The 23,723-nt window shown below is 33.5% G+C and carries 21 protein-coding genes; 3 read left to right on the top strand and 18 right to left on the bottom strand.

Annotation, left to right across the window (positions count from 1 at the left end; genetic code table 11):
- Together RM706_RS12485 and RM706_RS12480 are read left to right on the top strand one after the other, a co-directional pair.
- On the top strand, positions 1 to 1,262 hold a 1,262-nt coding region (locus RM706_RS12485), incomplete at its 5' end, for a T9SS type B sorting domain-containing protein (RefSeq protein ID WP_311351992.1).
- A 20-nt stretch (positions 1,263 to 1,282) separates the two neighbouring features.
- Positions 1,283 to 2,215 (top strand): PorP/SprF family type IX secretion system membrane protein, encoded by a 933-nt coding sequence (locus RM706_RS12480; RefSeq protein WP_311351990.1) that lies wholly within the window; start codon positions 1,283 to 1,285, stop codon positions 2,213 to 2,215.
- Between the two features lie 392 nt (positions 2,216 to 2,607).
- Here the strand turns inward: RM706_RS12480 and RM706_RS12475 are convergent, their stop codons facing one another.
- The 8 genes from RM706_RS12475 to RM706_RS12440 all read right to left on the bottom strand — a co-directional run bounded on the left by RM706_RS12475 (position 2,608) and on the right by RM706_RS12440 (position 11,875).
- Positions 2,608 to 3,591 carry a hypothetical protein gene (locus RM706_RS12475; RefSeq protein WP_311351988.1) on the bottom strand — a complete coding sequence of 328 codons (984 nt, stop codon included), beginning with the start codon at positions 3,589 to 3,591 and terminating at the stop codon, positions 2,608 to 2,610.
- A gap of 4 nt (positions 3,592 to 3,595) precedes the next feature.
- Complete coding sequence (locus RM706_RS12470) at positions 3,596 to 4,876, bottom strand: MBOAT family O-acyltransferase (RefSeq protein ID WP_311351986.1); 1,281 nt, start codon at positions 4,874 to 4,876, stop codon at positions 3,596 to 3,598.
- Positions 4,877 to 5,051: 175 nt separating this feature from the next.
- Positions 5,052 to 6,227: a GNAT family N-acetyltransferase gene (locus tag RM706_RS12465; protein WP_311351984.1), complete on the bottom strand. Its 1,176-nt coding sequence runs from the start codon at positions 6,225 to 6,227 to the stop codon at positions 5,052 to 5,054.
- 10 nt (positions 6,228 to 6,237) lie between these two features.
- The gene (locus tag RM706_RS12460; RefSeq protein WP_311351982.1) at positions 6,238 to 7,422 is read right to left on the bottom strand and encodes a GNAT family N-acetyltransferase; all 1,185 of its coding nucleotides are present in this window, start codon (positions 7,420 to 7,422) and stop codon (positions 6,238 to 6,240) included.
- 2 nt (positions 7,423 to 7,424) lie between these two features.
- Complete coding sequence (locus RM706_RS12455; protein ID WP_311351979.1) at positions 7,425 to 8,678, bottom strand: GNAT family N-acetyltransferase; 1,254 nt, start codon at positions 8,676 to 8,678, stop codon at positions 7,425 to 7,427.
- A gap of 85 nt (positions 8,679 to 8,763) precedes the next feature.
- Complete coding sequence (locus RM706_RS12450) at positions 8,764 to 9,825, bottom strand: peptidoglycan bridge formation glycyltransferase FemA/FemB family protein (protein WP_311351977.1); 1,062 nt, start codon at positions 9,823 to 9,825, stop codon at positions 8,764 to 8,766.
- Positions 9,826 to 10,101: 276 nt separating this feature from the next.
- Entirely contained in the window at positions 10,102 to 11,127 is a 1,026-nt protein-coding gene (locus RM706_RS12445; protein ID WP_311351976.1) for a glycosyltransferase, read from the bottom strand.
- Between the two features lie 256 nt (positions 11,128 to 11,383).
- A complete protein-coding gene (locus RM706_RS12440) occupies positions 11,384 to 11,875 on the bottom strand; it encodes a hypothetical protein (protein WP_311351974.1) in 492 nt (163 codons plus the stop codon).
- A gap of 377 nt (positions 11,876 to 12,252) precedes the next feature.
- Here RM706_RS12440 and RM706_RS12435 point away from each other — a divergent pair, with 377 nt between their 5' ends.
- On the top strand, positions 12,253 to 13,104 hold the full coding sequence (locus RM706_RS12435) for an aldo/keto reductase (protein ID WP_311351971.1): 852 nt from the start codon (positions 12,253 to 12,255) through the stop codon (positions 13,102 to 13,104).
- Between the two features lie 487 nt (positions 13,105 to 13,591).
- Here RM706_RS12435 and RM706_RS12430 read toward each other — a convergent pair whose 3' ends face one another.
- The 10 genes from RM706_RS12430 to RM706_RS12385 form a co-directional block, all read right to left on the bottom strand.
- The gene (locus tag RM706_RS12430; protein ID WP_311351969.1) at positions 13,592 to 14,632 is read right to left on the bottom strand and encodes a glycosyltransferase; all 1,041 of its coding nucleotides are present in this window, start codon (positions 14,630 to 14,632) and stop codon (positions 13,592 to 13,594) included.
- A 45-nt stretch (positions 14,633 to 14,677) separates the two neighbouring features.
- Complete coding sequence (locus RM706_RS12425) at positions 14,678 to 15,448, bottom strand: SDR family oxidoreductase (RefSeq protein ID WP_311351967.1); 771 nt, start codon at positions 15,446 to 15,448, stop codon at positions 14,678 to 14,680.
- A gap of 92 nt (positions 15,449 to 15,540) precedes the next feature.
- Positions 15,541 to 16,830 carry an ATP-grasp domain-containing protein gene (locus tag RM706_RS12420; RefSeq protein ID WP_311351965.1) on the bottom strand — a complete coding sequence of 430 codons (1,290 nt, stop codon included), beginning with the start codon at positions 16,828 to 16,830 and terminating at the stop codon, positions 15,541 to 15,543.
- 52 nt (positions 16,831 to 16,882) lie between these two features.
- Positions 16,883 to 18,115 carry a glycosyltransferase family 2 protein gene (locus tag RM706_RS12415; protein WP_311351964.1) on the bottom strand — a complete coding sequence of 411 codons (1,233 nt, stop codon included), beginning with the start codon at positions 18,113 to 18,115 and terminating at the stop codon, positions 16,883 to 16,885.
- Between the two features lie 5 nt (positions 18,116 to 18,120).
- The gene (locus RM706_RS12410; protein ID WP_311351962.1) at positions 18,121 to 18,939 is read right to left on the bottom strand and encodes an SMP-30/gluconolactonase/LRE family protein; all 819 of its coding nucleotides are present in this window, start codon (positions 18,937 to 18,939) and stop codon (positions 18,121 to 18,123) included.
- 6 nt (positions 18,940 to 18,945) lie between these two features.
- Positions 18,946 to 19,692: an SDR family NAD(P)-dependent oxidoreductase gene (locus RM706_RS12405; protein WP_311351960.1), complete on the bottom strand. Its 747-nt coding sequence runs from the start codon at positions 19,690 to 19,692 to the stop codon at positions 18,946 to 18,948.
- A gap of 373 nt (positions 19,693 to 20,065) precedes the next feature.
- Entirely contained in the window at positions 20,066 to 20,818 is a 753-nt protein-coding gene (locus tag RM706_RS12400; RefSeq protein ID WP_311351958.1) for an aldo/keto reductase, read from the bottom strand.
- Positions 20,806 to 21,588: a TauD/TfdA family dioxygenase gene (locus RM706_RS12395; RefSeq protein ID WP_311351956.1), complete on the bottom strand. Its 783-nt coding sequence runs from the start codon at positions 21,586 to 21,588 to the stop codon at positions 20,806 to 20,808. Before RM706_RS12395 ends, RM706_RS12400 begins: the two co-directional genes overlap by 13 nt.
- A 63-nt stretch (positions 21,589 to 21,651) precedes the next feature.
- Positions 21,652 to 22,257 carry a sugar transferase gene (locus RM706_RS12390; protein ID WP_311351954.1) on the bottom strand — a complete coding sequence of 202 codons (606 nt, stop codon included), beginning with the start codon at positions 22,255 to 22,257 and terminating at the stop codon, positions 21,652 to 21,654.
- Positions 22,258 to 22,561: 304 nt separating this feature from the next.
- The gene (locus tag RM706_RS12385) at positions 22,562 to 23,698 is read right to left on the bottom strand and encodes a glycosyltransferase family 4 protein (protein WP_311351953.1); all 1,137 of its coding nucleotides are present in this window, start codon (positions 23,696 to 23,698) and stop codon (positions 22,562 to 22,564) included.
- Between the last annotated feature and the right edge of the window lie 25 nt (positions 23,699 to 23,723).

The raw sequence follows: 23,723 nt of genomic DNA, 5'->3' as shown, positions 1-23,723 counted from the left end.
ACTGTGATGGTGACGGGGTGACCAATGGGGAAGAGGACACCAATGGTACTGACTCTTATCAAGCCTCCGGTGATACCGATGGAGATGGTATAGACGATGACAATGAGACAAACGATGGTACAGACGAAAATGACCCTTGCGACCCGGTACAGGCAGCCGGTTATTCTGGCTATGATGCTGGTAACGCGATATGGGCCGCTGCGGATTGTGACAGTGACGGAATCACCAATGGGGAAGAGGATACTAATGGAACCGACCCTTACCAAGTCTCCGGTGATACCGATGGAGATGGTATAGACGATGACGATGAGGTGAACAATGGAACGAATCTAAATGACCCTTGCGACCCGGCACAGGCAGTCGGTTATTCTGGCTATGATGCTGATAACGCGATATGGGCAGCTGCGGATTGTGACAGTGACGGTGTAACGAATGGCGATGAGGACACCAATGGTACGGACCCTTACCAAGCTTCTGCTGACACGGACGGTGACGGGATTGACGATGATACCGAAACGAACAATGGTACGGATCCCATGGATCCTTGCGACCCTGTCCAAGCTTCGGGTTATACGGGTTTTGATACGGGAAATGCCATATGGGCGGCTGCCGATTGTGATGGAGATGGTTTAACCAATGGGGAAGAAGTAATGTTGGGGACAGAAGTATATGTTTCTGATACTGATGGAGATACCATAAATGATGGCCAAGAAGTTTCAGATGAGACCAACCCTTTTGATGATTGTGACTCTATAGGGGGTACTCCACTTCCAGGTACAATCTGTGATAGTGATGAAGATGGTTTAAGTGATGATGATGAAGCGGAACTGGGTACTGATCCCGATAACCCTGATACGGATGGAGATACGATAAATGATGGTCAAGAAGTTGCTGATGAAACCGATCCACTGGAGCCATGTGATTCTGATGGTGGTACTCCACCTCAAGGCACGATTTGCGGTGTTGAAATTGGCAATACTATTCTTACCCCAGATGGAGATGGCGTAAATGACTCCTTTAGGATTGAAAATATAGAGTTGTTTTCCAATACTAGTGTAGAAATTATCAACCGTTGGGGAGCTCCTGTTTTCAAAACGGAGAATTATGACAATAATTCTAATGCTTTTGAAGGAATAGCAAATACTGGCACGTCTCTAAACAAGGGTAATGTGCTGCCAGCTGGGGTATACTTTTATGTAATTAAGTATATGGATGAAGGCAGGTCAAGGAACGCTTCAGGGTATTTGTACATCAATCAATAAAAACTTAAGACAATTTTACAATGAAAAAGTTCATTTTTATAATAGCAGTAATTTTTGGGGTAACAAAATCTGTTACTGCCCAACAAGATCCACAATACACGCAGTATATGTTAAATACTATTGTGGTAAATCCTGCATTCGCAGGTGCAGGAAATGTTTTAAGTGTTTCGGCATTGCACCGATCTCAGTGGATTGGCCTTGATGGTGCTCCGGTAACTCAAACATTTAGTATACAAAGTCCAATATCGGAAAGATTCGGAGGAGGATTGTCTATTGTCAATGACAATATCGGAGATGGAACTGTACAAGAAACGTATTTCGACGTAGCGCTTTCTTACACTATTCCCACTTCACAAGAAGGTAACTTAGCTTTTGGATTGAATGTTGGTGGAGATTTCCTGAATGTTGATTTTACAAATTTGACCAATTTCGGTGTGGAGGCCAATTTACCCAATATTGATAATAAGTTTTCTCCCAACGCTGGCCTTGGTGTTTACTATTATCAAGAACGGTTTTACGCCGGGCTTTCTGTGCCAAATCTTTTAGAAACGGAGCACTTTGACAACTCTTCTGGAGGCACTTCATTTCTTGCAAAAGATAGAATGAACTATTATTTGATTTCTGGATATCGGTTTGATATAAATAGAGATCTCGTATTACAACCAGGATTTTTATTAAAGGCTGTTAGCGGTGGCCCCGTTCAACTTGATTTGACAGCAAATTTAACCTTTAACGATAAGTTTTCCGTGGGAGCTGCATATCGATTGAACTCAGCTGTTAGCGCCCTTTTTGGAGTAAAATTTGCAGATAAGTTTCTTTTGGGCCTAGCATATGACTTTGAAACTACAGCATTAGGAAGTACCCAATTCAATGACGGTTCTTTTGAGGTTTTTTTAAGATATGATTTTATCAATAGGTTGAATAGGAGGAATGTAACGGGACGTTTTTATTAAAATCAGGACATATACATCTCTGGAATAAGAAATTCTTAGACTGGTTTGAAAAGTGAAGGTTGCTATTTAGAAAAGGGATGCATATGCTTTTTTTGTTTTTATAAAGTACCTATCTTACTTTGTTTTTTCTAAGATTGGTTTTAGATAATGAAACCATAGTGTTTCTGTGCAATCAGATTTTTTATTATTAACATTCTAAAATACTACAAATCATAAATCTATAGCTTCCGTATGAAAAGTAATGTTGGTATGATTTATTTGAAAGTATCTTTGCTGAAATCACTATAACTTCCTAAAAGTTGAGTTTGTATTAAGTTTCTATTTTTTGAAGGTAAGAGAGTGTTTTTATTTTATGTAAGCCTGTTAGCAAGGTTTCTGTCTTATTTTATTTATTATTTGGTTAGTTGTGTAGATGATGCTTGCTGGTTACAGTTTTCATCTGTATTTTTTTTGTTATGAATAAAGTCTACTATGAATTCAGCAATCAATTTTCTACCATGATTGTTCCAATGTCGGTCATAGATTAAAGTTACGGACTTGGTCGTATCTTCAAACTTCTTTGCAAAATCAATGTAGTTGATATTATTTTCTTCGCAATACTTCAGAAATGATTTGCTCGTCTTTCTTGAGTCCAAAAGAATTGTTGTTTTACACTTGTCTAAGCCATATAACTTTGCGAGACTTTTGAAATTTTCCAAATACTGCTTTTCTAGATTAAGTGCATTTGAATGAATGTTAGTGTTATTTTCGAAACCTTTATTTGAAAACATTTTTTTAATGGGCTCAAGAATTCCAATTTTAGAGCCATATGCCAGCAATTTGATATTGTCCCGCATTTTAAAAACGGTTGACGATAACATGGCTATTCTTCCAAAGTTGGGCTCATATTCCCCTCGACCCAAATCACTTTCATAGTTCAAGTAGATTATAATTTCGTCAATGAGATTAAATTCATTCTTATAAGCATATATCAAATGCATTTGATTGGCTAAATCATACCCAGCATATCCATATTCATAAACCTCAACGCTATCCAGTTTTTTTTCTATTTTCTTTCCAATGGAGTTAAAGTAATCTTGATGAAATCCTTCGATAAATGAATCTCCGATAAGAGCAATCTCATACTTGGATTTTGATGGATTGAATTCTCGGTAGGAATTAAAACCTGCGGCATTGATTTTGAATTCGGAGAAATTTTGATTTCTATTGCCCGTTACCGCGTAACCGTTGAGACCAGGAACGCGTTTTTCAACGCCCAAATCATCAATAAATCTTGGAGGATCTTCTGTGTATAGATGGAGAACCCTGACCAGAATTTCCATCGCTAGCAGAATCAGGAATGTGTACCCTACCATTCTTATCAAAAACTTATTCATATTTTTAGAATTGAAAATATATAAATGATCTGTTTATCTCATCATCATAGAATAGGAGCATGGTCAAAACAATTACGGCATATAATAAAAACCGAACCACCTTCGATTTGAATTTAAACGGATTTCGCTCATCTTTTCGAATCAAATATTCATAAATAACAAAAAAGACCAATAATATGTAAAAGTCAGCCATTCGATATCCCATAGGGTGAACATAGGGTTCATATGAAAAGTCGGTAGCGATTCTGTTCATATACTGGAATGAATCTGTAAGGGTTGGAGATCTAAAAAATATCCTGGAAAACGTAACCAACATAAAAGTAAGAAGTACTTGAAGAATTTCAATTGGGGTGGGGAAGATGCTTTTCTCCCCTACAACATTATCGGCATACATTCGGTTTCTTCCCATCAAAAAAACGGGAATATAGAATAAGGCGTGCAGTCCTCCCCAAAAAATGAAGGTCCAATTGGCACCATGCCAAAAACCGCTCACAAGAAAAATCACAATAATATTTCTTACAGATTTGGTTTTGTTTACGCGAGAGCCACCCATGGGTATATAAAGGTAATGTCTGAACCAAGTGGATAGGGATACATGCCACCGTTGCCAATATTCAGCAACATTTCTTGAAAAGTTTGGGAACTTAAAATTGGACATGAGCTCAATCCCAAAAAGCTTCGCTGTACCAATGGCAATATCAGAATATCCACTGAAGTCTCCATAAACCTGAAAACTGAACAAGCAAACTCCAAGAATGAGCGAAGAAGCGGGGTAGGTTGAATAATTGGCAAAAATATCGTCAACTATGGGAGCTAGGGAATCGGCTATGACTATCTTTTTGAAAAGACCCCATAAAATGAGTTTTATGCCACCCGAAGCTTGCTCATACTTAAAAGAGCGCTTATCCATAATTTGTGACAATAGATTGGAAGCTCTTTCAATGGGTCCTGCCACCAACTGCGGGAAGAATGAAACAAAGGCGGTAAAAGCGATAAAGTTCTTGGTAGGGGTTAGTTTTTTATAATAAATGTCAAAGGAGTAGGACATTGTCTGAAATGTATAGAATGAAATACCCACGGGAAGTATGATATTTAAGGTCCATGTACTTTTAATTTCATAGCCTAGGGAACTAAACATGCCAATAAAGGAATCCACAAAGAAATTACTGTATTTGAAAAAGCCTAACATCCCAATATTGAAAGCCATACTTACCCACAACCAATACCTAGCCTTCTTTTTGACGTTGAGGTTTTGATAAATCTTTTGTCCGACAAAAAAATCCATCACAGTACTCAAAAAGATTAACAAAAGAAACCTCCAATCCCACCAACCATAAAAGATATAGCTGGCGAAAATTAAAAAAAGGTTCTGTAGCAGAATATTTTTTTTAAACACGAACCAATACAAGAAAAATACTAGAGGAAGAAATAGTAAAAATTCTAGGGAATTGAATAGCATATTAATGGTTTGACTGATTGAACAAAATTGCTCTTGCCTCTTTTTTGCCCTTCAAAATGTATAAGTTTTCAATCTGGGAATAATAAAGCAAGACATTACTTGAACGTTCTTGGGTTAGAAAAAGAAAATCATTTAGGATTTGTTTAGTAATATGTAAGTTCTTTTGCAAAGGGTCAATTCCTTTTAATTGCTCGAATTGTGTTGGCGTCAATTTTTTAAATTTATAGGACAATCTTTTTTGGGTTATTCGGTTATTTCCTTTTAGTTTTTTTTTGACTCTACTAAACCGTTTGTTGACTCCTTTAGAAATCAAAAACGCTAGAATTTTTGACTTATTACCATGTTTGAGCGCATAAAGAAAACCTATAATAGAATACTTAGGATAAAGTATATGATGGTTAAAACTGTATATATTATTGCACCACAATTTTTTATAATCTAAATCTCCCCATCCCATATCATATTGTGCATATTGATTATCTAAACACCACTCAAATAGCTTGTAAATTATGAGGTGGCCAAGACTAAATTTATAATAGTCAATATTATAGGAGGAAATATATCCGAATAATAGTTTAGAATAGATGTAGTTAAAAGAAATGGCAATTGGCAAGTCCTTATCATATATTACAAATAAGGATGCTTTACCCTCTTTCATAAGTGCGAGTGAGGTAGAAAGTATTTTATCCCAGTTTGTCAGACTGTCACTTTTTTGATTACGTTGCTCAAACCTTTTGATGGTCATCGCTTTTAAATGCCTCATTAAAAAAAAGTATTCTTCTTCCTCTATATTTTTCTGAAACATTTTATAGTGAACATTAAAACAGGTTTCCAGCCTATTTAATGCTCGGTTAATGTTTTCGCGCTGTTTTTTGTTTTTTTGACGTAGATAGTCATCCACGCTCAAATTGTCGTCTATACTGATAGCATAACCGTTTACAGATGGAAAAATCTTTTCTGTCCATTTGATAGAATTGAAAACAACTATGGTTATATAATCAGGGACATAAGTAAAGGAGTATATTTTTTTCTTATTGCTTGGTGTTGATTTAACACCGATTAAGTTGTTATTTAAATTTGATGATAGTCCTATATGGGAATATATACAAGAGATGATCTCTTGCTTTAAATAAAGCTCAGTTAGTAAAGTTATACTTACCCGGTTGCTTTTTAGCATCTCTAAATAATTATTTTTTTTGATTTATTATAGCTATGCCATCGTTGTCGTACAAAACAATAAAAGTGTCATTTCTATCAATTGGTCTGTGAACTGAAATGTTTTCAGAATGAACTCTTTCAATATATTGAAAATCGTATACTTTCTTACGCAAAAAGGCATATTCCTCCTTATTGATGTCGATCTTGACCCTTTCTTCCAACAATAGACCTTCAGGTATTTGAATTATTTCCAAGGAAGGTTCATAACTTTCAATGGCCTTTACTGGTTTTCTTTTCAAAATTGCTCTAATTTTTTGAAACAAAATATCTACTTTTTTGTTCTTTAGAAAAGCTTTGAGATTAATGAGCTGAATTACCAAAAAGGCCAAAACTCTTTTTTGAACCAAGTCCTTTGGGAACAGAACGTGTTGTGTAAACTCATAAACTGTATTGCACCATTTTCGTTTGTAGTCCAAATCACCATAGGAAAGATCGAATACGGTATATTCGTTTTCCATACACCATTCTAGTTGTTTTAAAATATCGATATGTCCCAATCGGAACTTATTATAGTCTATATCATAAGAACGAATGGAATTGTTAAAAATGTTCTGATGATGATAGTTTAGGCATATATCAATTGGTTTGTCTCCATCATATATTACAAAAAGAGAAGCTTCTTTTTTAATAATCCTAGAATAGGTAGTTTCTCTTATATATTCCCAGTCTTTTAATGCTTCATGGGTTTCTTTTCTTTGAGAAAACCGTCTTTTGATCATAATCAGAAATTGATTGAACAAAAAGTCATATTCTTTTTTGGTAATAGTACCATGAAACATTCTATAACGAATAGAAAAACAAGTTTCCAATCTTTTTAGATAAGCGCGCATTTTTGAACGACTTTTGGATCCAAGCTGATTTTTTAAATATTCTGCAATAGAATCATATCCATCTAGATTGACTAGAAAACCTTTTAAATAGTTTGTTTTATAATAATCATAGGGAACTTTTTCAGTATTTATTTTTAAATCAAAATATGGAGGTATGTTGTTTACGACATAAATTTTATTCTTTGGATTGGGGAATACGGATACCTTGTTTGAAAAACATTGTCCGCTTGTTTTGTTGTAAACCTCATTATAAATAGGATATATCGAGCCTTTGGAAAAAAAATCGAGTGTAAAATTATGTTTTAACCTTAAGAAGCTTAACATTATTAGCGTGGAAGTTTTATGTTTAGTTCTATAATTTTGTTTTCTCCTTTAAATAGATAATAATCATTTTTACCAATAATTTTGAAAGCTTGAAGACTATTTGATTTCTCGTTGTTTAAATACAAAAAGTTAAAAACTGGATTTTTTAAGAAATGATTTTTTTTAGTATCTAAGTTAATTTTAATCAATTCTTCATCTGAATACTCCTTTTCTGTCTCAGTAAAGTTGTAAGATAGTCTTGGTTTTACCGAAGTGTTTTTTTTTCTAAGTAAAAAAGTAAGCTTATGGAATTGTTGATTTATATTTTTTTCACGAAGTAATTGCTTAAATTCAAAGAAAGACTTAATACCAAATGCCAATATTTGTGCTTTTATCGACTCACGATCATATATTATATGGTATTCAAAATCATATTTTTTTGTCGCCCATCTTTTCTTATAATCAAAGTATCCTTTAGAGAAATCAAAGATTTTAAAATTATTGCTGATACTCCATTCTATCAATTTCATTATAGTAATTGAGCCCAAATGAAATTTGGCATAATCAATATCAAAGACTGTAATTGCATCAAAAACGATTTTTTCTGAAAAATAAACTAAGGTTACTCCTATGGGTTGGGCGCCATTGTAGATAACGAAAAGACCAGCCTTTTTTTCTATTATCATGGAATAAGCAACTTCCCGATAGAAATCCCATTCTGATCGATTCAAATTATTATTAGTTATTTCTTTGTCCTCAAATCTTTTGACGAGCAATTTTCTGAAATTTTCAAAAATGAAATCGTATTCCTTTTGTAAAATTTCTCCATTAAACAATTTATAATTAATATCAAAACAGGTTTCAAGCTTATTCTTATATTTTTTGAGTTTGTAACGGCTACTTTTTTTAAAAGTATTTGTCATGAACTCATTAAGATTGGAATATGCTTCTAAGTCTATTAGAAAACCAGGATATTGCCCCACTGTATGTAAACCAATACCCTTATTTTTCAGTGATTTTCTTTCACCGTTATAATTTATCACATCATAAATTAGAAGAGTTTTCCCTTTCTTATTTTCTTCATTTAATGGACTGAGTTCATAGCTAATGCCTTTCGTCAAGTTTTTCCCAGTATTAATGTATAGTCCCGGTAATTTAGATTTATAGAATGTTAGGTTTTTTACGAATTGAAAAAGATATGTTTTCTTATTAGACAAGAAATGTTTTGACCAATAAGAAATAAAAATTTTTGAAGAGAATGGGTTATCTATTATCATTATATACAGAGCTCATTTGACTTTTGATAAACTTAACAAAGGTTCTGTTAGACATTTCATATGAAATCAGCCAATCCTTTTCTAGCTATTTGATGAAGTTTTCGAATGATTTTGCATGTAATTTGTTAACTTGATTCCTATATGCAGGAAAAAAATCTATTACAGCCTTATTGTTGATGTTGCACTTTCGAACCATATCATTATAGGTCAGTGGTTTGACAATTAATTTCCAGACGTAAAAATCCTTTATATTTTTTGAGAAAGATGTTTTGAATTGAAGAAGAGAATCATCGTTTCCACCAAGTCCACCACCTAAATTAAAATAGTTCAATCCCATGTGCGTGGCCCTTATCCTCATTTCGTCTATCAAAAGCTTGGATGGCATTAAATGTAAAAATTCTCTTTTAGAACCAGATAAATGATAATGAATAATAGAGTTTTTGAAAAAAAACATACTACCGCCAATTACCTCTTTAGATTCATTATGAACGACCAAAAGAGTTTCTGTATTATAAGAATTGCTTTTTAATATTGATTTAAAATACTTTTTGTTAAAATAATACATGGCTTCGGCATTGACCCTATCCATATTTTCATGATATATGTCAATAAATTCTTGAAGTTCAACATCATTAGTTACATTTTTGACATGACAATGCTTTCTTATTTTATTTAGTTGGCCTTTAAGCCTTTTACTAAATTCTTGACGCTGTAAATCAATATTTTTTTTAAGATTTATTGAAACAACCCTTCCCTTTTTTTCTATAAAACCTATTTTGTTTAAGACTTTTTGCTGTAGGGGCAAAAAGGGATTAAGTCTTGAAAAGACGGAAATAATATTGTTCAACGTAAAATATTCAATGAGTTCATTCTCAAAATGTTTTTCGTCAAAATCAATTAAAATATTTTTACACAACGGCCCTACATACCCATAAACAGAAGTAGCATCATAATAACTCGTATCTGGAATTTTTCTAATCAAAAGAGGCAGCCCAATACATGCTTTCCCTTCGGTATATTTTAAAAGTATGGGTCTATGGTCACCTTTCGCAATCATGTGATAATCGAATGTGTGATATAAATCTGATTCTTCAAAATAAGATATGAAGTCGTCCCAATATTTTTTTTCTTCAATAACTTGAATCATATATTTCAGTGGAATTAGTATTTTAATAACGATGGTTCATAAACTTTAATATAAACAGAACATTTTTTTTAATAATATATCACTGGTATTAATTGTTCATTTCAGATTTTTAAGAGGATATGGGATTGTTAATCCTTAGGTTTAAGGAAAGAAAGGCTAGAGTTTGTTGATAGCAGGCAAAATAAAACAGAAGTAAACCTAATTCTTAGTTCATAGTAATCTTATACTTAATTATTTACTTTAAATAGGTTATTCACCCCTTCAGCAGGCCAGTGTTCAAGGCACACGAACTAGTCGCATCAGCGCCATGATAATATACAATAATATTTTATTATTGAAGATAGGAACAAACAAATTGTAAATACCACTTGATTTTTCTTGACTGGTTTTCCCAGTTCTTAAGTCAATTGGATAGGCACCTGATAATTTAAGCTTTGCCAGAATCTTTTTCAATTGTTTATAATCCATAGGGCGATATTTGAGCGTTCTGATAATCAATGCAAAAACCAGAACTTGTTGTCTCTCTTTTATTTTATTAACAAATAAGTGGTAGTTGGAATCCTTAGTATCTAAGTCTTGAATTAAGCTTTCAAAATGTTCAATAGCAAATATCATCCCATTAATAAATTTCAAATTATGGGTACGACTTTTGTTTGTGACGATTGAGTTTTCAACCATGACATATCTATGTACGTCCATTGCTACCTTGCCTATTTTTTTTGCTTTTAAAAACAAAGTGACGGTAAAAATGACATCTTCATAAAGAGTACCTTCGATAAAACGGAGCCCAGATTCTTTCAAGAGCTCTCTTTTTACAAAATATCGCCAAGCCTCATCTGCGAAACCATGTTTTGAAATATAAGCCACGTTGTCCATTATATGTAGGGAAGGAGTACTTGTTGTTTCGCTGATGCTAAAAATAGGTGCGTTATTATTAGTTTGTCTGGTGTCGAATTCCAGTATTTCTAACTCTTTTTCAGTACAGATTGCTAAAAGTTCATTCAAAGTATTTTCAACAAGATAATCATCAGCATCCATAAAATAGACATATACACCTTTGGCAATATCCAAACCTTTATTCCTTGCCGCACTTACTCCTTTATTTTCCTGTTTAAAAAAACACACATTTCCGTAAATTTCAGCATAGTTTAGTGCAATATTACCTCCTGAATCGGTTGAACCGTCATCAACAACAATAATCTCGTATTGATCTTGTGACAAGTCTTGAGCCAAAAGACTTTTTAGGCAACGCAGAATATGTTTCTCCTTATTGTATAAAGGAATGACTATACTTAGCGTCATTTGGTTTTAATAATTAAGTAAACTAATGCCTGTTCTCTGATACTATTATCACATAATTCTGATGGCCGAACAAAACTATGGGTTGTTTTTTAACCTGTCCTTATATGATAATAAAAAAGGACTCCAATCGGAGTCCCAATTATGATTATACGTTAATTTTATTTTTATCTGGTTTGGTTGTTAAACCAAAACCTATTTAACCAGGGTTGAAACTTGTATGCTAATCTTATAATCTAGTAGCGCTAAGAAAAATGGCCTAAGGGAATTGCTGAAATTTCTTATACCTATCAGGAACTGGAAATTCAGGTGTAACACCGTGCCAAAACATGTTGATAATCCACCATCTGTCTTGGTAGTAGGCTAATTGTATACTTTTAACGTCTTGTTTGTATGGTTTGTTGTTTGCCATATCTTCCTTACTATGAAAAGCTTGGCAATGACTAAATGCATGACCAATATTTCCATAAGTTTCTACCACTCTGCCTAATTCTCTTTCGTAAAAAGCAGTTTCTCGAGTATTGTTAAACCAAAAACCAATACGTTCTATATAGTCATTTGGGTGTATCCATTGAGGTCTAAAGTTTCTATTTATGTCATACTCATAACCAATTTTCATCCCTTGAGGGTGAAATAAAAATTTCATAAACTCCCAGTCCCTTTTTTCACCAGGTTCACCACCTAGACAAGCATAGAATGCAGTTATTAAATCATCAATCGTTTGAACCTTTTCTAAATACTCTTTTTTCATCAGTTTAGATAATTTGATTTGAATCCAATTTATTTTCAAAAAACTCAACGCTAAATAAAACTAATTATTTCAAAACCTGAATAATTTTCATTAATATTTATCTATTTATGGAATTAAGTGACATTATGAAACTTAATAATATTTTTATGCCCGTAAAACTGAGCGCTAAAAAATGGAGTATAAGCTCGAAACCTAACGCAGAATTATAAGGAAAAGATAGACGCGCCAAACTATTTTTATACGTTTTGTCTTTTAAAAATGTAATTGATTGGGTTTTTGAGCACAATTTTTGATAATTTTTTTAGTTTTGAATGTTCTGAACGAATTCTCTCTAGTCGTAAACAGGGTTTAATCATATTTTAATAAAGCATTTTTCAATGGACAGAAAAATTACTGATTTAACAGGCACTTTCAAATTACATAACGGCATTGAAATGCCATATTTAGGCCTTGGCACTTATATGCCCAAAGATAGCCAAGAAGTAACCAATTCTGTACGATTTGCGCTGGATTATGGGTATCGACATATAGATACGGCCGCTATTTATAGAAACGAAAATGATGTTAGAATGGGAATTGAAGCAAGTAATGTGCCACGACAAGAAGTTTTTCTCACAAGTAAAGTATGGAACAGTGACCATGGTTATGATAAAACCTTAAAAGCTTTTGAAAGAAGCCTAGCAAATCTTAAAATGGATTACTTGGATCTTTATCTAGTTCATTGGCCGGTGGTAGGGGAATATAAAGAAACTTGGCGCGCATTAGAGGAGTTATATGAACAAGGAAGAGTACGGGCAATAGGTGTATGTAATTTTTTGAAACATCAATTAGAAGATTTAATAGAAGATGCAAAAGTGATTCCCATGGTAAATCAAATGGAATTTCACCCCTATCTAGTGCAACAAGAATTGATTAACTTTTGTCAACTACATCGTATCCAATATCAAGCTTGGTCACCTTTAATGCAAGGAAAGGTTTTCGAATTACCTGAATTGGAAAAACTAGCTGAAAAATATAATAAAAACATCGCGCAAATTGTATTAAGATATGATTTACAAAAAGGGGTAATTACTATTCCTAAGTCCTCGAAAGAGAAACGCATAATTGCAAATGCTAATCTTTTTGATTTTGAACTGTCTGAATCTGATATGAACTTTTTAGATGCGATGGACAGAAACTTCCGTACAGGACCAAACCCAGATAATTTTGAGTGGTCAGTAGTATTGTAGAAAAGTATCATAATCCATAGGAACAAAACAAAAGTAGATTTTAATCAATAATTTAAAAACTGGTTTGCTTTGTATTGTTAAATAGGTATTACAAATATTTATCTGATAAATTATATAGTTCCCATTTAATAATAAACCGTTCTTGTTTATTTTGAAGATTTAGTCAAAACAATTTATGGCTTTTTTCTAAACAACTGCTGCTTTAAGTGATTTAAACTCTAATTTGTAAACTCGCTTTTCAAGACTTCAAGATTTTTTTTGTCTTAAAATCTTTAATCGTATGTCCTAATAAAGCTAAATATCTCTCTATGCTAGCTAAATATAATTATAGGTATAGGACAAAAATAATGGGTTAAGCTAAATGCTCGTGTCTTCAAATAAACCGAAAATTTTAGCTAAAATCCAAATTATTTGGTTCGTTTATAGGTACTGATTAAATACAAAGAAAAAATAATAATTAAAATTTTTATTTTTTCTTTACTGTGAACTACTTGAATACAATTCCTGTAAAATTAACAAACTTACTAACTCTTAAGGCCAAAGAGAGCAAAATTCTGTTATTGAAAACGGGAATCAATATCATATTATAGGCCTTAAATGCTCCTATTGAACCATATTTGGAGCTTATTGGATATGCGTCCAACTTTTTAAGTTTAAACAATATTTTTTTTAAATCCTTGAAGTATAGTCGGCACTTAAAAGCTTTAATAAAAATTGCAAAAACCCATGCGTGTTGTTTACGTTTAATTTTTTTTACAACTTCATTATATACGAACAAATTTGAACTGTCTAAACTTTTGACCAAATCATCATATTCTTCAACTGCAGTAACCAAATCATTCATCCATTTTAGCATAATCTTTGGGTCATTAGTTCTACTTGAAGAATCTTTAGTCTTAACATATCTATAAACATCAAAATTAACCTTAGAAATTCTGTTTGTTCTTAATATTAAGGTTGCCGTAAAATTAGCATCTTGTACAAATCTATCATGTGGAAATTTTAATTTGCTGTCTGTTAAAAAGGTCCTTTTTGTTATGTACCACCATACCTCAGCTCTGAAATCATATTTTTGAATAAACTCCATACCATCCATTACTTTTACAGATATATCTTGAATGTTTTGGGTAGTGGAATTTGGTATAATACCATCAACATCGTCAACATACTTAAAATTAAAACCTAACACTTCAAGATTATTTAGTTCCGACAATTGAATAAGTCGCTTGAAAACATTATTTGCTACATAATCATCCGCATCTAAAAAATAAACATAATTGCCTTTTGAAGCTTCTAATCCAGTGTTTCGTGCTGCTCCGCTACCAGCATTTTTTTGACAATGTAAATGAATATTTTTATGTCCATCAGCATATTGTTGAGCAATAGAATTGCTAAAATCAGTACTACCGTCATCAACGATTATTATTTCGTATTCAGATGATAGCAAGTCTTGAGTCAATAAACTTATCAAACAGCGTTCTATTTGTTTTTCTTTATTATAAAGAGGAATTATTACGCTTAACTTCATTGTTTATTTTCAAGTTAAATCTAAATTACCGAATTGAAAATCTATTTATCTTCCCAAATACCCACCATCCACAGGTATAATAGTTCCTGTAACATAATCACTTGCTGCGGATGCCAAAAACACAGTTAATCCTTTTAAATCCTCGCCGTTACCCCACCTTTTCATGGGCACCCTCATGAATACCTCATCGGTACGTTTTTTATCATTGATCAGAGCGGTATTCAACTGAGTATCCATATAACCAGGAGCGATTGCATTGACACAAATGCCTTTTGAACCCCAGTCATTGGATAGCGCTTTTGTCAATTGCCCAACGCCGCCTTTAGAGGCTGCGTAAGCGGGAATTGTAATTCCACCAAGAAAACTCATTAGAGAAGCAATGTTTATAATTTTACCTCCACCATTTTCAATCATGGTCTTACCTGCATATTTACAATAATAAAAAGTAGCATCTAGATTTATAGCGATTACTTTACTCCATTCGTCTTCAGGAAAATCCTCACTAGGATACCTTCTTTGAATACCTGCAGAGTTGACTAAAATATCTACTTTTCCACCTAAAAGTGACAAGGCTTTTTCATATGAATCTTTTATCTCTGAAATTTTGCTAACATCTGCCTTTATTGGATTTACATTTAGTCCATTATTATTGAATTCTTCGCAAATCTGGAATAATCTGTCATCAAGATCTATAACCACAGTCTGTGCCCCAGCCTCACATATAGCCTCTACTATGGATTTTCCAAGATCTCCTGCACCGCCTACCACTATTGCTTTTTTTTCCGTCAAACTGAACTTTTCTAAAATATTTTGCATCACGTTGATTTTAATAAAGACTTTATTTAAGGTTGAAATTGAGATTGAAAAGGTTTCTATGACTTCTTAAACACTCTCAAGTAAAACTTGTATTAATTGAAAATATAATCATCTGTATTCCATGGTTTTAACCATTCGATAACCATATCGTTTCCATTAGGGTCCGTAACTTTAAGACTATCTTTTATATCTTGAATGGTTTGATTAATACCAAAAATTGAGTCACCAGCAGTGTAAATTCTATATAGTACCTGCCTTTCTGTTCCAATCCATTCTTCTTTGACAGTATCACCAACTTTAAACCTTTCCACAACAAAATTGACATTCTTATGAGATTTTATGGCTTCCAATCCTTCAATGGTTTCAATTTTTCCACCTTTTAATAGAACCCAAACAGAACAGGCCGCACCACCTTTTAGCATATAGTCATTTTTTTCAGAAAAATCCGTATCGCCAAATACTCCGGTCAAGGCGTAGTTAATAAGCATTTTCCGGTGGTCAAACCCATTGATATGTGCTAAGTGTATATGAGGTGCCTCTCCTTGTAAACGAAATCCTGGGTCATAGCTATAAAATACGTTGTTTTCCACAAAGAACTGTACATTAAGCACACCGGTTTGAATGTCGAGACCCTTGAACATTTCGCATAGTTTAGGATGCACGTCTTTTACGAACAAGTCTGTATATGTTGAGGGGTAGACAGTTCCAATGGCAATTGGGCTCGAATCTCCTTGTAATCTAGTAAGATACCTATCATAAGTTGCCGAGAGGTATGGAATTCCATCTTTGAAGGTATAATAGACGGCCATATCGTCACAGTGTGAGTCCATGTATTTCTCGACTAGGACGACTCCCTTTTTTGAAAATTTCAATACATTTTCAACAGTAGCTATATAGTCTTCTTGGTCACGGCAAATCTTCATGCCAACTCCGCCACCACTGTCAACAGGTTTTACCATTAATGGGAAATCTACATTATTTGGTTTTTTTACTTCTGAATCTCTTGTCAAATATATTCCAGGAATGTCTTGAACACCGAATTCGTCACAATACCTTTTGTAACCATCCTTGCTACAAAATGCCTCAATGGTTTTTTCGTTGGCATAACAATGGACTCCTAATCTTTCGCAGATTTCTCGATAAGGTTTGACTAGAATATCGGCAACTCCAACCAAGACACCATCTACATCTATTTTCCTTGCTACTGCGACAATCTTGTCAATATCAAAACCATCTATATCAAAGGTTTCTGCGGCATTTTTTTTAGCTGGGGCATTAGGGTTGGGATCAATAACAATGGTATGAATACCCATTGAGTTTGCAATATCCACTAGAACCCCTGTTTCAGGGTTGCCTCCTAATATTATAAGTTTTTTACTCATTTATTTGATGCATTAAAGGATTTTGTAAAATCTAATTTGATTGTATCTCTGTTTAGTTCAAATGATAACCAAAGTCATCGTTAAATCCCAAATATACCAAGAGCTCTTTGATTTGGTCTTCATCTGTATTGATTTTCACAATCTTTTTTTCATCAATATTCATTAGAGCTAATTCCGATTTAATAGATTCATAGCTCGAAGGATTAATTGTAGCTATGATTAAGAAGTCAAACTCTTCATTATCAATTGAGCTGAGTGGTTTAACAAAATTTCCTCCCACCTTCAGTTCGTGGTAGTCTACGTCTATCCATTTGATAATCTGAAAAAACTTGGTTTTGGCATTGGTCGAAAGTATATGTTGCCCAAAAGACCCCGAACTATATACAACAACTTTAGAATTTTGTTCCACATTTAAAAACGGGTTAAAAAATACCTTTTCAGAATCATCATAAATCATCCCGCCAGATCGTACCAAAATTTGGGAATAAAGATAATACAATAGTTGCCTATTCAAATTGTTCTCTTGGAGTACTGGGCCAAGTTTTTTCTTTAGAAAATTCATTAGCAGTCCCAACCTATAATATTCCATTGTCGGATTCTCAATAGATTTAACTATTGAATCGTGACGTTGTCTATAATAATAAAGAGGGATTTTACTTATGGTAAGTTTTTTTGATCTTGCTAGATAGGCATAGGTTATCGCAGCATCCTCGCCCATGATTATCTCATTGGGTACATCAAAAAGCACTTCCATGAGTAAATCTCGCCTAAAAAGTTTGTTCCAAACATAAGTTGACACTTCGTGTTCACAAAAGCGACCATTATATATTATTTTTGGAAGTATTGAGGATTGTATTTCCGCTTCATCAAAAATGCCTGTATAGTGAGGTTTAATAGTTTCTATTTTACCATCAAATTCCCGGAAATGGCCCGTTACCACAAGGTCTGAAGAGTTGACTTCTGCTAGTTTGAATAAGACATCTAGGTAGTATTTGTCCACCCAATCGTCTCCGTCTACATAAGAAACATACTTTCCCTTAGCGTTCGTAAGACCAGTTTTTCTTGCACTTAACAATCCTCCGTTTTCTTTATGAACGACTTTTATTCTAGTATCTTTTTGGGCGTATTTGTCACATATAGTAGGGCAATTGTCTGGACTACCATCATCTACCAAAATCAACTCAAAGTTCGAAAAGGACTGGTTCAAAAGACTTTCGATGCACTTAGGCAGGTAGTCTTCTATTCTATAAATGGGAACAATCACACTGACTAATGGTGGGGTCATACTTCTTAGAAATTACTGTTCTCAAAGTAAAACAATCCTCCTCCAAAATTATTGTCCTGGTTATCAGATTTTGCTGTCGTAACGTACAAGCCTCCTTTATCATCAAAAGTGCAGGAGGTTACATTAGGGCATGGTAAATCCAACACTTTCAGTTTTTTGCCAGAAGAAGGATTCCAAAGAGATAAACATGCTCCTCCCCATTCAGCAATCCAAAGATTACCATCGCCATCCCTACACATGCCATCTGGACTTCCATTTTCTTTAAACTCAATAATATAATCTTCAAATTTGACATCACCACTGTTCATATCATAAGAATATTTGGCTACTTTTTTTGAAGGTGTATCAATAAAATAGAGTAATGAATTATCTTTAGAGAATGCAAGACCATTTGAAATATCGGTATTTTCAATAATAATCTTGTATTGTCCTTTATAAAATGAAAAAACTTTTCCAAGATTTGGAATAATTTCTGGATAACCCATGGTACCAATAAGCAACCGACCTACCGCATCTTCGATACCATCATTAAATCGTGCATTGTCATCAATTTCAATTTGAAAAGTAAATTTTGCTTGTAAGGTATTAAAGTTTATTTCATAAAAACCATTCTTGGATGCCGCCAAGACGTTTTTTTTATCTTTTATATAAATATTACTAACCGGGGAATCTAATTTTACACTCAGTATTTTTTTTGTGGAGGGTTCATAGCAATAAACCAAGCCGTCAAAAATAGATACAAAATAGAGTAAACTATTCCCATAATCAAAAATTGGACCTTCTAATAATTCATTGTCAGCATAAAAAACGAGTTGAGCTTGCATAATCAATTAAATATATTCACCACCTGTAATTCTAATTAGAGAACCTGTGGTCATCGCAGATTCATCAGAAATAAAATATAGAACTGCGGGTATGGGGTCATTGGGATTCAGCATTCGACCCATTGGTATGATTCCTTTTGCTTTATTTTTCAAATCTTCTTCACTAATCCCTTCATTGGCCCTTAATTCGACTTCACCCTCTGTATTCGTCCAACCCATGACCAGGTAATTTGACCGAACACCATATTTTGCATAGTGATGGGCAATATGCGTTGATAAAGTGTAAAGAGTACTTTTTGTTAAGGCATAGGCTGCTCTGTCTTCCTGGCCATAATCCATATGGGACGATCCAAAAAATACTATAGATCCTGATTGATTTTCGACCATAGATTTTAAAACGTATTTCAATAAAAAGAATGGTGCCTTAAGATTAACGTTAAAAACACTATCATAAATATCTTCTTCAGTATCTAAAATGGAAGCAACGGGCGTGATTCCTGCATATAAAATCAAAGCATCAATTTTTCCAAACCTTTTTAAGGTTTCATCATGATAATTTTTGAGTTCATCAATTTTGTTTAAATCTAACTGGTGAAAATAAAGTCGATTTTCTGCTTCTGATGATTTTATGATTTCTTTGCCTAGTTTGGCATTTCGACCACAAAAAGAAACATTGTAACCCTTCTTCAAACAGGAAATAAGGATTTCTTTACCAACCCCTTTTACTCCTCCCAAAATCATTACTGTTTTCATTAATGATGCTTTAACTTGTATATGAAAATATCATTTTCAAATCTATTTATTTCTTAATGTTTTTTCTTTCAATTATAAATTGGTTCGTACGAACATACATTTTTGGGTAAATCTATGGGATATTTGTATAAGTCTCTATCTGTTTACAGCTAACAAAGTTTGAGATTCGTAATACTTTGGTTATGTACTGATCAAATACTTGTTTAAAGTTGAGCATTGATTAATCTTATGTTATAATCTTAATACTTCAGGTAAAAAATGAGGTGCTTTTTTTTAATCTTTTGTCCATCTTCAAGATTTATGGCTAAATGAAGACAAAAATTATGTTACTGTATATAAACAGAGTTTTTCTTTCTTTTGGAACTCACCCTTATTAATCATTATAAGCACTAAAAACATCTAACTGTTTAAGACTATTTATTCCAACAATTTGTGTAAGTACAGCATCATGGCCTCTAACAAAATCAAGGCATTTGCGGATTTTTTTATCGCGATTTATTCCATCCCCTTGAATCAACTTTCCTGCGAAAAAAGGTCTAATGGCAATAAATGGAAATTCCTTTGCATAATGTGTATATTCCAATTCCTCGCTATTTAGATAAGAAATAATCCCATCGACTTCTTCTAGCTTCGTTGCTGCTTTTGCAAAGACAGGGGAATAAGGGAAACTAAAAATTGATTTAACTTTACCTTGTTGCTTAAGCTTAGATAGACAAGCCTTTATTTCTATTTTTTGATTTTCAAGAATTGCTAGCCTGTCCTTATCATTGATTGGCTTTGAGCGTACTAGCCATTGCAATACATCTATTTGTTCAATATTTAATGCTCTCAATTGATTTTCAACTCTTTCAACTAATATTTCAGTTGAAAACCCATCATCCTCAAAATGCGGAGACGATAATTTTACGATATGTTTGATATCAGTTCTGTGGCGAACTGATTTTAGTGCTTTGGTATATAATTCATACGAACTATATTCAAAGGAAGAATGATGAGTTGTTATACCAATGTCATAACTATTTTCAATAAGCCTTACAACCTGATTCGTAGTAAGTGATTTATCATGAAATCTCATAGTGCCTAAAGAAACAGCACTAAGCCCCAATTGGTTTTTTAGTCTTTCCAATTGAAACCGGTTTTCCAAATAAAACGATCATTGGTTTTTTTAGCCTCGTAAGATGTTCTCCCATGAATAACCTTATCGTCCCACCACAATACGCCTTCTCCAGGATTTAAAACTACCTTTTTAGCCATGTGGGAGTGGGCTACATATGATTGTAAAAAATCGAAAAAATCTTGGTTTAATTTTTTGTTCTCTTCTGATTCGTTGGGGTCTATACAATAGTAATTAAAGTTAAAACGGATTTCACCATCGCTTCCAATTTCAATAATCTTTTGTTTTCTAGACTTTTCCGCCTTACTGTAATGTAGCTCTTCTGAATTTAAAACTCTATCCAACAATTCTGGTGCATTTTCTTTCATAAAGTCAACAAGTACAGGACCATCAATAAAAGTGGTAGCACCGCCTTGAATAGCTTTATTGATACAATAAAAAGCCATGATGTCTGGGCAAGGAGTAGCGTAAGCACCATCTGTATGTAGGGGTTGAGCATTTTTACTATGACGATAAGCAGCCATGTCTGGTATGTCAGCATCGTATCTAATTTCTAACCATTTTTCACCAGTAGATACCACCTCCTTGTTGGTAAAATCTTCACCAATAGAAAAAGGTTCTCCTACATTATCAATAAGAGTGTCATAAAATGCTCTTAAATCACCAAGGTACCACTCAGGTACAATCTTAATTACTTTGAAATTCTTCAGCCCCTGTTTAACAATTTCAGCAGCCTCTATAGGATCGTTCGTACGCAATTTTAAGTCTGTTATAAACTCCATTTTATTAATTTGTTTTTTGTTAAATTAATTTTATTAACTTTTACTTTAATTAGATTTACTTTATTAATTTTTTCCGTTGAAAGCTACCGCTGTAGCTTGTCCATCCATGTTCACGTCCGAGAACTTAAAAAATTTAACCATTGTTAAAAGAAATATTCTTAAGTCTAGGAAAAAATTGGAGTTTTCAACATACCAAACATCAAGTTTGAATTTTTGACTCCAACTAAGGTTATTTCTGCCATTAACTTGAGCCCAACCAGTAATACCAGGTTTTACGTTATGTCTTTGTTTTTGAAAATCATCGTAAATATCAAGATATACAGCAGTCAAAGGTCTTGGACCAACCAAGCTCATTTCCCCTTTCAAAATGTTAAACAATTGTGGTAACTCGTCAAAAGATGTTTTTCTGACCAAAGCACCTAATTTAGTTAAACGTTCGCCATCTGGTAATAATTGCCCATTAATATCTTTTTTATCATTCATGGTTCGAAATTTGATTATTTTGAAGATACTCTGTCCTTTACCACCTCTTTGTTGAAAAAAGAAGGGCTTTCCATCATTATTGATATACAGTAAAATTGTCAAAAGTATCAAAAGGGGGAGGAAGATAAACAAAAGAAGTAACGTGAATAAGTAATCAAAAAATGGTTTAATCAAAATTCGATACATGATTAAAAAGTAGGTTTAAAAAAGCTTTGTATCAACTAATTATATAGATGTCTTGGTACTCTAATTCGGAAATAAAATTACACAAAAACATTCCCCCAACAAGCAAAGTACTTTTAAAAGTAAATTATTTCGCCCAATTGCACTTACATTAAAAATACAAACTGTTTATAACTAAAAGTCCGAAATAGAAAACCTCTTCAAACTATTTAAAGAGTGTTTAGATTAGCTGCTTTTCTGTTATCGTAGATGCGATAATGGGCTAAGATATGGCTAAGCCTTAATTCTTAATCAGATTTTAGATTTCTTATTTGGCTATAGTTCTATTGATATGAGTTACCAAAGCTCGGTTGATTAAGTTAACATCAAATATTTTCTCTGCTAAGTTCCTACTTTGTTTGCCCATTTGTTCAACAGAAGAAGGATTTTCAAGAAAATAACGACATGCTTCAACTAAAGATTCAAGACTTTTAGGAGTAATTAAAAATCCATTCTCTTTCATGATAACAGTCTCTTTACAACCTGGTGTGTCGGTTGTTATGATAGGCATTCCAATCGAGAGAGCTTCCAATATTGAGCGAGGAACTCCTTCGCGGTAGTAGGTGGGTAGCACAAAAACGTCCATTCTCTCTAAAAACTCGGGAACTTTGTCACTACTGCCATGGAAAACAATGGTACCTTCCTTATGCATCTGGGTCAATTGCTCTACTTTTATTCCTGATGGCGTATTGGATTCAGCACCTATAATGTGAAATTCAGCTTTAGGAAATTCTTTTTTCAGTTTTTTTGCCGCACTCAAAAAAAGATGAATGCCTTTTTCCATAATCAATCTGGCCACTATTATGAATTTGACCGTAGGCCCTTCCACAGATTGTATACGAAATGGATAGCGGTCTAGATTTACTCCAGAACCATTGACAATTGCGGTATTCTGTTTTTTTGAAAGAATTCGTTTCGAATGGAATAGTTTTAAGTCGTCTTCATTTTGGAAAATGACTAATTCGTTCTTCCTTAAGGCATAACGGTAAAGCCGTTTCGTTACCTGTTGTAACAAATTGGCTTTTGTTGAAGCCCCGCTAAATGTGAACCCCAAACCTGTTATCAATGAAACTGTGGGAATATTGTACATAGCTGCAGCAATGGACCCATAGACTACAGGTTTAATAGTATATGGAAATACTAAATCAATCTCATGTTTTATAATGAGCCGTTTAAGCTGTTTTATGGTCCTATAATCTTTGAAGGGGTTCAAACCCGTCCCATCAAGTTGAATTTCCAATGGAGTTCCACCAATTCTTTCTAACCCTTTGGCAACTTCGAGAGATATTTCAGGGGCAACACCAAAGACCTTGAATCCTGATTTGACTAAGGCTTCAATGAAATCACCTCTAAAATGAATCAACGAGTACGAAAGTGAAGCGATAATCATTATTTTCTTGTTCATATCTATAGAATAATTTTTACACAAA

The organism is Croceitalea rosinachiae, from assembly GCF_031846445.1.
Classification (GTDB): Bacteria; Bacteroidota; Bacteroidia; order Flavobacteriales; family Flavobacteriaceae; genus Croceitalea; species Croceitalea rosinachiae.
Note: the sequence above shows the minus strand (reverse complement) of the source record. Positions and strands in the feature narration are given on the sequence as shown.